The following is a 10,246-nucleotide window of genomic DNA, read 5'->3' on the forward strand; positions in this document are numbered from 1 at the left end:
ACGCTCATCCGTGACTTTTCAAACAGGCTCTAAGGACTTGTCTGGTCTTAATTCTCCCGTTCTTTCCGATACCTCCCGCAAAATCACAGAGGAAGGCCTAACGCAAGTTTCTTCAGGGCTTTTACCTTCTGGCTCTGTGCTTCTTTCGTCACGAGCACCAGTTGGCTATACAGCAATCACAACAGTCCCGCTTGCCATAAATCAGGGCTTTATCGGAATAAAATGCACGCAAAGCTTATCCGCTCCGTTCATCTTACTTTGGTTGAAGGAAAGTATGGAACTGGTTTTGCAAAATGCTAATGGCTCTACATTCCAAGAGATCAGCAAAAAGAATTTTCGTCCTCTACCTATCATAAAGGCATCACTCGACCTGCTAAAAGCGTTTAACACCCAAAGTCAGGGAGTCTTTGATAAGATTATTGCAAGTGAAGCAGAATCTCGCACCCTCGCCCAACTCCGAGACCTGCTCCTCCCCAAGCTCATGTCCGGCGAAATCAGCATCCGAGATGCCGAAAAAATGGTGGAAGACGTGACATGAGCTTTCTGTCCGAAAACGAGATTGAAGACTGGGCCTGCGATATTCTGCGTGAATGTGGCTACGCCATTGTCTGGGGGCCAGATATTGCCCCCGGTGGCAAAAACCCCGAACGCACCTCGTTATCGGATGTCATTCTGGAAAAACGCCTGCGGGCAGCGATAGACAAGCTAAATCCACACCTTCCCCGAGCCTCACGCGATGAAGCCCTGCTGGCCCTGATCCGTGAAGACACGCCCGACCATGTAGACGAAAACCGTCGCCTGCATGACTATCTGGTCAATGGCGTGCCGGTGGATGTGGTGCGCGAAGATGGCACCCAGTCTGGCGACCGGGTGCTTTTGTTGGATTTTGAGACCCCGGAGAATAATGACTTTCTGGTCGTGCGCCAGTTCGTCATTGAAAAGGACGAGGCCAACCGCAGGCCAGACCTTGTTCTGTTCATTAACGGTATGCCGCTTGGGGTGATTGAACTCAAAAGCCCCAGTTCCGAGAACGCTACACTGGATTCAGCATGGAACCAGTTCCAGACCTACCGCAGCCTTATTCCCTCTCTGTTCCGCTTCAACGAAGCGTTGATGATTTCGGATGGCACAGAGGCACGTATTGGCTCTCTGACTGCCGACCGTGATCGCTTCATGCCATGGCGCACGATCAACGGTGAAGACCTGATCGCCAAAAACCATGAGGAAATGGAAACCGTGCTGCGGGGCGTGTTTACCCCCCGCTGGTTTTTGGGTCTGATCCGTGACTTTGTGCTGTTTGGCGAGATAAACGGCAGCCCCATCAAGGTTCTGGCGGGTTACCACCAGTTCCATGCCTGCCGGAAAGCCGTCACGCAGACTGTGCGGGCCTCCGCCCCGGATGGAGACCGCAAAGTCGGGGTAGTCTGGCACACGCAGGGGTCAGGCAAGAGCCTGCTCATGACCTTCTATGCAGGTGTGATTGCCCGCCACCCGGAGATGGAAAATCCCACCATCATTGTGCTGACAGACCGCAATGATCTGGACGACCAGCTCTTCGCCACCTTCTCCGGCGCTCAGGCTTTGTTGCGCCAGACACCGGAACAGGCGGACAGCCGGGAGGACTTGCAGAAACTCCTCCGGCGGATCTCAGGCGGTGTCATCTTTACCACCTTGCAGAAGTTCCAGCCCGAAGACGGAGAAACCAGCCTGCCCATGCTGACCGACCGACGCAATGTGGTGGTCATGGCGGATGAGGCGCACCGCAGCCAGTATGGGCTGGAAGCCAAGTTCAACCCCAAGACCGGCAAAATGACCTATGGGTTTGCCAAATACCTGCGCGATGCCCTGCCCAATGCCTCCTTTATCGGCTTTACCGGCACCCCCATTGAAAATGCCGATGTGAACACACGCGGGATTTTTGGCGAGTACATCGACATTTACGACATCGCACGGGCCGTCGAGGATGGGGCAACCGTGCCCATCTATTACGAAAGCCGTCTTGTGCGTATCGAACTGGATGAAGACCTCAAGGAAGAGTTGGACGACGAACTGGCCGATATCGTCGAAGGGCTTTCCGAAAACGAGGAACACAAACTCAGCCAGAAATACTCTCGCGTAGAAGCTTTGGTCGGCTCGGAACCCCGCCTGCGCCGGATTGCCGAAGACCTTGTGATCCATTTTGAAAATCGCCTGACTGCCCTTGAGGGCAAAGGCATGATCGTGGGGATGAGCCGGGCCATCTGTGTGGCTCTGTATAACGAGATCATCCGCTTACGCCCCGCATGGCATAGTGATGATGACAACGAAGGAGCCCTCAAGGTGGTCATGACCGGCAGTTCATCCGACCCTGCCGGGTTCCAGCCCCATATTGGCAAGAAGTCCAAAGCCCGACGTGAATTGCTGGCAAAGCGCATGAAGGACAATAATGACCCGCTCCGGCTGGTCATTGTGCGCGACATGTGGCTGACGGGTTTTGACGTGCCTTCCATGCACACCATGTATGTGGACAAACCGATGCGCGGGCACGGGCTGATGCAGGCCATTGCCCGCGTCAACCGCGTGTTCAAGGGTAAACCCGGCGGTCTGGTGGTGGACTATATCGGTCTTGCCCAGAACCTGAAGACAGCTTTGGGCGAATACTCCGCCGGAGACCGTGAACAGGTTGGCATTGACGAAGGCGAGGCCATCCGCGCTTTGCAGGAACGCTACGAAGTTGTGCGGGCCATGTTCAACCCCGGTCAGGCTGGTGGCTTTGACTACCGTCCAGCCTTGCAGGATGGCGCAACACCCAAGGCCAAGCTGTCCATCATGGCAGGAGCGCTTGACCATATTCTGGGCCAGCAGCAACGCGCCATGGCATCCGCCAAAAATGACGAAGAGCGTAAGGCCGCCCAGAAGCGCTACCCTGATGCCGTCAAGGCACTCTCGGTTGCCTTTGCGCTGGCTTCTGCCAGCGATGAAGCCGCCAGATTGCGCGATGAAATCGGGTTTTTCGAGGCCGTCAGGGCGGCTCTGGTCAAGAGTGTGAGCAATGGCAGCGATGGACGCAGTGCGCAGGAACGCGAACTGGCTATCAAGCAACTGGTCAGCAAGGCTGTCATTTCAACCGATATCATCGACATTATGGAAGCCGCTGGCATTGGAAAACCTGATATTTCCATCCTCTCGGACGCCTTCTTACAGGAAGTGCGGGAAATGCCCCAACGTAATCTGGCCATTGAAGCGCTCAAGAAGCTGCTGGAAGGCCAGATACGCAGCCGGACACGCTCCAACATCACGGAAGCCGAAGCCTTCTCACAAAGGCTGGAACAGGCCGTTGCCCGCTACCATGCCAACGCCCTGACGTCCGCCCAGATACTGGATGAACTCATCCGCATGGCCCGAGACATGGCCTCCGCCCGCGACCGTGGCGAGGAACTGGGTCTGACACAGGAAGAAATCGCCTTCTATGACGCACTGGCCCAGAACCAGAGCGCCAAGGAGGCCATGGGCGACCCGAGCCTGCGGGTTATCGCGACAGCACTGGTGAAGACCATTCGAGAAAATGCCACAGTGGACTGGACCGTCATGGCGCAGGCCCGCGCCAAAATGCGGACTTCCGTCAAACGCCTGCTGCGTCACTATGGCTACCCGCCGGATATGCAGGACGAAGCCGTGCAGCACATCCTGCGTCAAGCGGAGCAGTTTGCTCCTCTTTGGTCTAACAAAAGAGAATTACAATCATGAACTACCTACCGCTCTGGATATTTCATAAAGCAATACTGAAATAGGATACTTATGCTTATAAAGGTAAATTTTATTTCTCCTTCAGGGGAAATAACGAAATCTATAGACTTTAATGCTCCAAAAACTCGTGAAAAAATTTTGAAACCTCATAAAGCTTTCAAAATTGTTAGAAATGATATTCTGGCAGGAAAGCCGTCTACAATTTTCATAGAAGCACTTGCGACCATATCTCACAAACACCTAAAAAGAGCATGGATAATCGCTTCAGAGCACAATTTAAGAAATACCGATTTTTCTTGCCTATTTAGAACAGAATGGACCACTCGCTCTCATCTTATCCGAGAAGCTTTCGCCGACGACAACTTGCTCAAGGCAGTTCTATGGAATGTATTACCTCCTTACAGGGGTAATGACCTTATTATATGGCGGGGAGAACAGACAGCACGTTTTAATGCTGGAATAATCGGGTTTAACTGGTCCACTGATAAAAATAGCGCCGATATCTTCGCTTCTGGACTTTGCACCACTTATTCTGGAGGAGGAATTCTTCTAAAAGCCAAAGTAAGTGCTAAGGGTGTCATATCGGGATATGGCAATCACACTATTGACCCTTCGGAAAAGGGAATTGTAGTTGATCCAGAACATATCATTGAAATTGAGGAAATAGCGATATACCCGGAAGGCGGTATAGATGAACATAATTAGTATATCTTTTATTTTAATCTAGAATTTTTAATCAGAGACTAAATCAAAAAAGCGATCTGAATAATTTTTGCGATTGCCTCTCACGCAATTGAGTAGACATAGGAATCTCCTCAAAACGGAAAATGCTTGCCTCAAGGATATCCATATATTATGTTTGTATATCCAAAAAGGAGGTTGTCATGCAAGTTTCTAAATGGGGTAACAGCCTTGCTGTGCGTATTCCCTCTCATATTGTCAAACAGCTTGGCTTGCAGGAAGGCGATAATGTGGATGCAGTTTTCACACGCCTGAAATCCCGCGAAGAAGCACTCCGCTCCTTGAAAGAGATCGGAAAAAAACTGCCTTCCGGCTTTCGGTTCGAGCGCCCTAAAGACTGATGTCTCTCTTTCTGGATACAAACATTCTTCTCTATGCCATGATGGAAGAAGGAACAGAGAAGGCTAGTATCGCTGACAGCATTCTTCTGGATCAAGATTGTCATATTTCTGTGCAGACGCTCAACGAAGCGACCAATACGCTAAGACGCAAGACTAAGCTTTCACTGGACGATATCAAAACACTTATTACGGACTTCCGGGGACTGGTCACTATTCACCCTATTACAGAGGCCGTTTACAGTCGGGGTTGGTCCATCATTGAACGCTATAGGCTCCAGACGTATGATGCCATGATTTTAGCCTGCGCCATAGACAATGGTATCGAAACCCTACTGTCCGAAGATATGCAGAATGGTCAGAAGATTTTCGATATAGTGACAATCATTAACCCCTTTCAGAAAGCTACAGATTAAGGTTAAACTTATTTCCTCACGTTCCCAGATTGTTTAACCAGCACTGGGAACAAAAACACTAACCGGAAGACAGCACGTCGCATTCTTTTCGCTGTTTCAAGGGGTTAGAAAAGTGTCACTGCGGGTTGATGCAGGTTCGAGTCCCGCAGTTCGCACCACAGACACCTGAAATAGCACGATTTTTCGGCTGAATGAGGGGCAAAGGCTGTCTTTGCTCCATCGTCCTTCCCCACTGAGGGAAGATTTTATGCTCCGAGTTAGAGGCACCACTTACCACTTCCGCCGTATCGTTCCCCCTACCCTGAGAGCAGCCTTAAACCGGCGGGAAATCTGGGTTTCTTTAAAAACTGGCTATCAAAATGAAGCCCGTAAACGCGCTTCTTTGCTTCATGCCAGAACAACAGAATTATTCTTTCAGACTCATCTGGCCCTCTTGGAACCAGATGCTTTAAGCAGGCTTGAGGGACTGCGGGTTTCACTGCGGGATTTGCAGAGCGTGAACCTGCCTTCATCTGCTCAGGAAACGGGGTCCGGGCCAGTTCCAGCAGCGATGCCAAAACCCCGAACAATGAAGAAAACGGCCAAAGCACCCAAAGTCCAACCTTTAATGCTCTCCGGTGCCCTGAAACGTTTTGTTCTGGATAGCCCTCATGCCAGTGCTGACACCAAGAAAGCTACACAACGGGCGGTAGAACTATTTCTACAAGCTTTCGGAGATGCGCCTGTGTCCATCATAGGGGGCGAGAAGGCTGGAGCATTCCGTGACCTCCTGTTTTCTCTTCCTGCGTCGCTGGGTAAACGCAAGAGCAGCCTTACACTTGAAGACGAGGCTCAGAGAGCCAGAAAGGAAGGTCTGCCCACCTTGAGCGGGAAAAGCGTCAAGAACCACATGATGCGCCTCTCTGCCCTGTGGAACCAGCTACACCAACGGGAACTGGTCACGCGCAACCCATGGACTGGCTGGAATTTTGAGAATGGGCAAAAGACCATACGCAGAAGCTGGACAGCTAAAGAATTAACACTCTTGGCCTCTGCTTCATGGCATAGCACTTCGGTGCCAGACCCGACCTTCCGGCAGGTCACACTGATTGCTGCTTATTCAGGCATGAGACTGGGTGAAATCTGTACCCTGCGCAAGGAAGACCTCCAGAACGTTGATAACATCCCCTGCTTCCTTATCCGCCCGCATACCGAAACCGGCTGGGCACCCAAGACAGAAGCAGGCACCCGCATGGTGCCCATCCATTCAAAACTCATTGAAGCCGGTATTCTGACTCTTAAGGATACTACAGACGGCCCATACCTCATTCCCGGTCTGGAAACCTCGAAACAGGGTACAAGGGGCGCAGCATTGGGACGGGCTTTCTCTCTACTCAAGACCCGCATTGGCCTACCAGCAGAAATTACGTTTCATTCCTTCCGGCATACAGTCTCAACCCAACTCAGAAACGCAGATACCAACATCCGGGAGGTATGGATAGACCGCCTGCTGGGTCATGAAGCAACCCACAAAAGTCAGGGCACCACAACCTACCTAACCGGCATCTCTACAGCCAATTTGCAACAAACCGTAGAGGCAATAAGCTACTCCGAAACAGCCTTTGCAAACATGACGATTTAAAAGGGAGCCAGCAGTGTCGAATGGCTACCCATTCGACATCTGGCAAGGGGGAGTGACCTCCCCCGTTGACCCCCCAATAAAACCTTAACGACCACTTACTCACTCACATGAGGTATAAATATTTCGCAAGAAAATTTCCGAAAAGTGCTATTCGGGTGCAGTAATCCGCAAAGACTTTATAGCAAAAAAAAATCGTTTAGTCAGCTATCTCACTGCCTAGTTGCCGTTCCAAAGATTGCCTAACCAGTCCAATCACATAACCTAGGTCATTGACTGTACTTAACTGAATTTCAACGTCTCCGTTTCCCCATTTACCAAGTCCAGTCACATCCCGGCACATCCCTTTTGGGTCGTTGATTTCGGCAAAACGTAAATTGAGGGTGAGGCGAAGCTGCTTCGTTTGTGGAACGACATCTACAAAGTTAGTTTCGGCTTTATAGGCTACATAAAGTTTCAGGAAATCTTCTGTTACGCAGGGATCGAGGGCCAATACCTCACGCCGAAACGCTGCAAACAAATGCGACATCTGGCCTGAAAGCAAAGATTGATGGTCGCTGATACTGTAACTATCCCGCGACGCGGGCACGGGTTTATAAGCTTCAAGAATTTCCATAGAAATCCCTGGAGAACCCCAGACTTTCACAACCTCCTGAGCCAGCCTCTCAGCACGCGTCTTGATAGAACTTTCGTCCCAGACATCAAGCTCTCCTAACCCTTTATTTACCTTAAGCGGACTTTCTTTGAAACCACCAACGATATCGCGTTTTTCTATGAACGGTTTATCGCTGTATTCGGAATTATATCCTGTAAGGGTGAGGTTTCCGAGCGTATGAAGGTATGTTTCGTGAATACGTTTCCACTCTGAGCCCAGCATTGCACGCCAAGCCTGAGGTAAGGCGTCGTTCTGTGGCATGATATGCTCAATGGTATATTCATCGACCGGCACACGCTCTTTTCTACCATAATTTTCAAGTCGACGCAGCCAGTAACTACGGCTCCGAAAATTGTAGAGATCACGAGTTTGCACATCACGCCAAAATTCGTCATCGTTGGGGAAACGACGATATGAAGGCAACAAAAGGAAGTGTGCCTTAATACTTTCAAGGTAGCGATTTTTCTTCAGCGCCTTTGTGAAAGTGGCAAAAGTTTTATTTAACGAATTGGTCGGGATGTTACAGACTGCACGGCGGAAAACGTAGGATTCGACTAGGCGGACCGCCTCTAGAAGCTCCTCCTTGTGAAGGATGTTTTGTTTGTAGTCCGCATAAAGCTCCAGCAAAAAGGGATATGCCACGTCGACCTTCAGTTCTCGTAAGTCAGAAAATGCTAACTTGAGGTCGCTGTCCTCCTCCGCTCCCAACGCCATTGCGCAGTAATAGCGAGAAAAATCAAGAAGTTCTTTGACAAGTAATTCGACGGCAGGTCCCGTCGCATTCCGTGATCGTGCATGGTCCTTGAAGGCCGCATATACCTGATCCTGACGCGGAATATCACCCGTACGTAGGGTCAAGTAGTGACGCATAAATGCGTCAAAATCTGATGTGTATGCCTCTTGTCCGAAGGCAAGTTCCATAGGACGCCAAAATTCTTCATAGAGCCGCGTTTGCAACAGGGGCTCCAGCCCCATGAGAACGAAATTCCGGATCAGATCCGCTTGACTCAATTCACGACCTGTTGAGTTCATGCTCTCAAAAATAAGCTGTGGATTATCCTGATCCCGACTGAGGGCTATATCAACAACCATGAGCTTTGCTAGCCCATTGCAAATTGGTGCTAATTCACCATGACAGTCTGCGATTAGATCTTGAAACTGTCTAAAATTTTCTTTCACACGCAGCGAATAGTCTTGCGGAAACTCTTTCTCATCAACGATGGCTTTGAGAGTTGTTTTATCCGTTTGAGACAGAAGTAATTTGAAATGGCGTTCCCCATTTTCCTCGGGATTCAGAAGATAATAATTGCGTAGTTTCCTCGCCGAAAATCCATCAACAGGCTCACCACCCCCGAGTTCTTTGGATAGAGCGGCAAGGAGCAGCGTTATAGTAGTCAAACGTTGCTGCCCATCAATAACAAGTAGTGGTGATTGATGGGAAATCTGAGACTGCCTCTCCTCAACATACACAATCGAACCGATGAAATGCACCGAGATTTCTTGATTTTCGCCAGCACGAATGACGTCGTCCCAGAGTTGGCGGCACTCTCGCTCCGTCCAAGAATAAGTCCGCTGATAAATTGGAATAATAAATTGGGGGGATTTTTTGAGGAAACCTAAAAGCTGAGCTTCTGTCGCTTTCATAATCCATTATCTCTCATGACTAAAAACACTCTCGATCAAGCTATTAAGCGCATGCCTAAAAGTAGTCCATTTCACGTAAGCTCACCATATCCTTGACAAGTTTTCAAACATCCCTTTTCCCTTAAGTTCTTGACTGCCCCACGGGTTTGCCCGCAGAGTGAACCCGCAGTCACTATATGAAGGATGATTTCGTCTGAAATTATCGTTCTATTTCAATAACTTGTCTTTTTGGTTGCGACCAATGCGAGCGGGTTCGAGTCCCGCAGTTCGCACCACTAACCTTTTGAAATATAACAGTAAAATGAGAATTTGACGGGTCTGCGGGATTCTCCCGTTTGTCTTCCCATAATGGGAATTCGTCATGCTCCGCCTCATAGGGTCACACTACCATTTCCGCCGTGCCATCCCTCAGGACCTCAAGGTCCTCCTGGGCCGGTCTGAAATCTCCCTCTCCCTACGCACCGATAAAAAGTTGATCGCCCGCGAAAGAGCTGCTGATCTGTATGCGCGTACAGGTGACTTCTTTCATAAGGCCCGGACTTTGGACGAACAGGCTTCCCCACCCCTTCTACAGGAGCTTTTGACGCTCCAGACCCAGATGATCCGGGATCAGGAGACCACCCTGTCACTGGCAGAAGAGTGCCACGCACTGGAGCAGAAGGCTGAAAAAGCCCGCCATGCGATGGAGATGCTGGAACAGGTTCAGAAAGAGAGCACCTTTCTCCAGCAGAGCAAAGATCACCTTTCATCTATCCAGACACGGCTGGAAGCCTTGAGCCAACGTCTCAAAACAGGCTCAGCCGTAAGTGCCAAAGAGAAAGAAATGCTTCGGGGGGAGGCAAACAGACTGGCGGCGATGATTGTCGACATTCGCAGCAATCAGACACTGGCCCAACAAGCCGGAAACCTTCCGGCATCCTCTCTTGAGCCATTGGAAGATGTGGGGGCAGAAGAAAAGCCTGTTCCTGTTAAACCCTCCTCGCCTCGCCTGTCCGTCATAGCGGAAAAATTCATCTATTCTGACACCACCAAAAGCGCAGATACGCTCAAAGCCACCCGCAAGACCATTGATCTGTTCATTGAGGCCTTCGGCGATAAGCCTATTCGG

At 50.2% G+C, this 10,246-nt stretch carries 8 protein-coding genes; 7 read left to right on the forward strand and 1 reads right to left on the reverse strand.

Annotated features, from left to right (window positions below; genetic code table 11):
* The 6 genes from AD949_RS13535 to AD949_RS00440 form a co-directional block, all read left to right on the forward strand.
* On the forward strand, nucleotides 1-538 hold a 538-nt coding region (locus AD949_RS13535; RefSeq protein WP_211259970.1), incomplete at its 5' end, for a restriction endonuclease subunit S.
* Nucleotides 535-3,726, forward strand: coding sequence for a type I restriction endonuclease subunit R (locus AD949_RS00420; RefSeq protein WP_048836953.1), 3,192 nt, complete (start codon nucleotides 535-537; stop codon nucleotides 3,724-3,726). The genes AD949_RS13535 and AD949_RS00420, both read left to right, overlap by 4 nt.
* A 51-nt stretch (nucleotides 3,727-3,777) precedes the next feature.
* On the forward strand, nucleotides 3,778-4,431 hold the full coding sequence (locus AD949_RS00425; RefSeq protein WP_048836954.1) for a hypothetical protein: 654 nt from the start codon (nucleotides 3,778-3,780) through the stop codon (nucleotides 4,429-4,431).
* A gap of 179 nt (nucleotides 4,432-4,610) precedes the next feature.
* Nucleotides 4,611-4,808, forward strand: a complete 198-nt coding sequence (locus tag AD949_RS00430) for an AbrB/MazE/SpoVT family DNA-binding domain-containing protein (protein WP_048836955.1) — start codon at nucleotides 4,611-4,613, stop codon at nucleotides 4,806-4,808.
* Complete coding sequence (locus AD949_RS00435) at nucleotides 4,808-5,221, forward strand: PIN domain-containing protein (RefSeq protein WP_061504593.1); 414 nt, start codon at nucleotides 4,808-4,810, stop codon at nucleotides 5,219-5,221. The genes AD949_RS00430 and AD949_RS00435 overlap by 1 nt, the downstream gene beginning before the upstream one ends.
* 247 nt (nucleotides 5,222-5,468) lie before the next feature.
* Nucleotides 5,469-6,842, forward strand: coding sequence for a DUF6538 domain-containing protein (locus AD949_RS00440; RefSeq protein ID WP_061504594.1), 1,374 nt, complete (start codon nucleotides 5,469-5,471; stop codon nucleotides 6,840-6,842).
* Nucleotides 6,843-7,038: 196 nt separating this feature from the next.
* Here the strand turns inward: AD949_RS00440 and AD949_RS00445 are convergent, their stop codons facing one another.
* A complete protein-coding gene (locus AD949_RS00445; protein WP_048836961.1) occupies nucleotides 7,039-9,138 on the reverse strand; it encodes a DUF262 and DUF1524 domain-containing protein in 2,100 nt (699 codons plus the stop codon).
* Between the two features lie 361 nt (nucleotides 9,139-9,499).
* Here AD949_RS00445 and AD949_RS00450 point away from each other — a divergent pair.
* Nucleotides 9,500-10,246, forward strand: a 747-nt coding sequence (locus AD949_RS00450) for a DUF6538 domain-containing protein (RefSeq protein ID WP_346186928.1), incomplete at its 3' end; no start/stop codon positions are given.

It is taken from the genome of Acetobacter orleanensis (assembly GCF_001581005.1).
Classification (GTDB): domain Bacteria; phylum Pseudomonadota; class Alphaproteobacteria; order Acetobacterales; family Acetobacteraceae; genus Acetobacter; species Acetobacter orleanensis.

Bases quoted from the DNA above. Each gene is read 5' to 3' on its own strand.
- AD949_RS00420 (WP_048836953.1), top strand. From the start codon at position 535: ATGAGCTTTCTGTCCGAAAACGAGATTGAAGACTGGGCCTGCGATATT.
- AD949_RS00425 (WP_048836954.1), top strand. From the start codon at position 3,778: ATGCTTATAAAGGTAAATTTTATTTCTCCTTCAGGGGAAATAACGAAA.
- AD949_RS00430 (WP_048836955.1), top strand. From the start codon at position 4,611: ATGCAAGTTTCTAAATGGGGTAACAGCCTTGCTGTGCGTATTCCCTCT.
- AD949_RS00435 (WP_061504593.1), top strand. From the start codon at position 4,808: ATGTCTCTCTTTCTGGATACAAACATTCTTCTCTATGCCATGATGGAA.
- AD949_RS00440 (WP_061504594.1), top strand. From the start codon at position 5,469: ATGCTCCGAGTTAGAGGCACCACTTACCACTTCCGCCGTATCGTTCCC.
- AD949_RS00445 (WP_048836961.1), bottom strand. From the start codon at position 9,138: ATGAAAGCGACAGAAGCTCAGCTTTTAGGTTTCCTCAAAAAATCCCCC.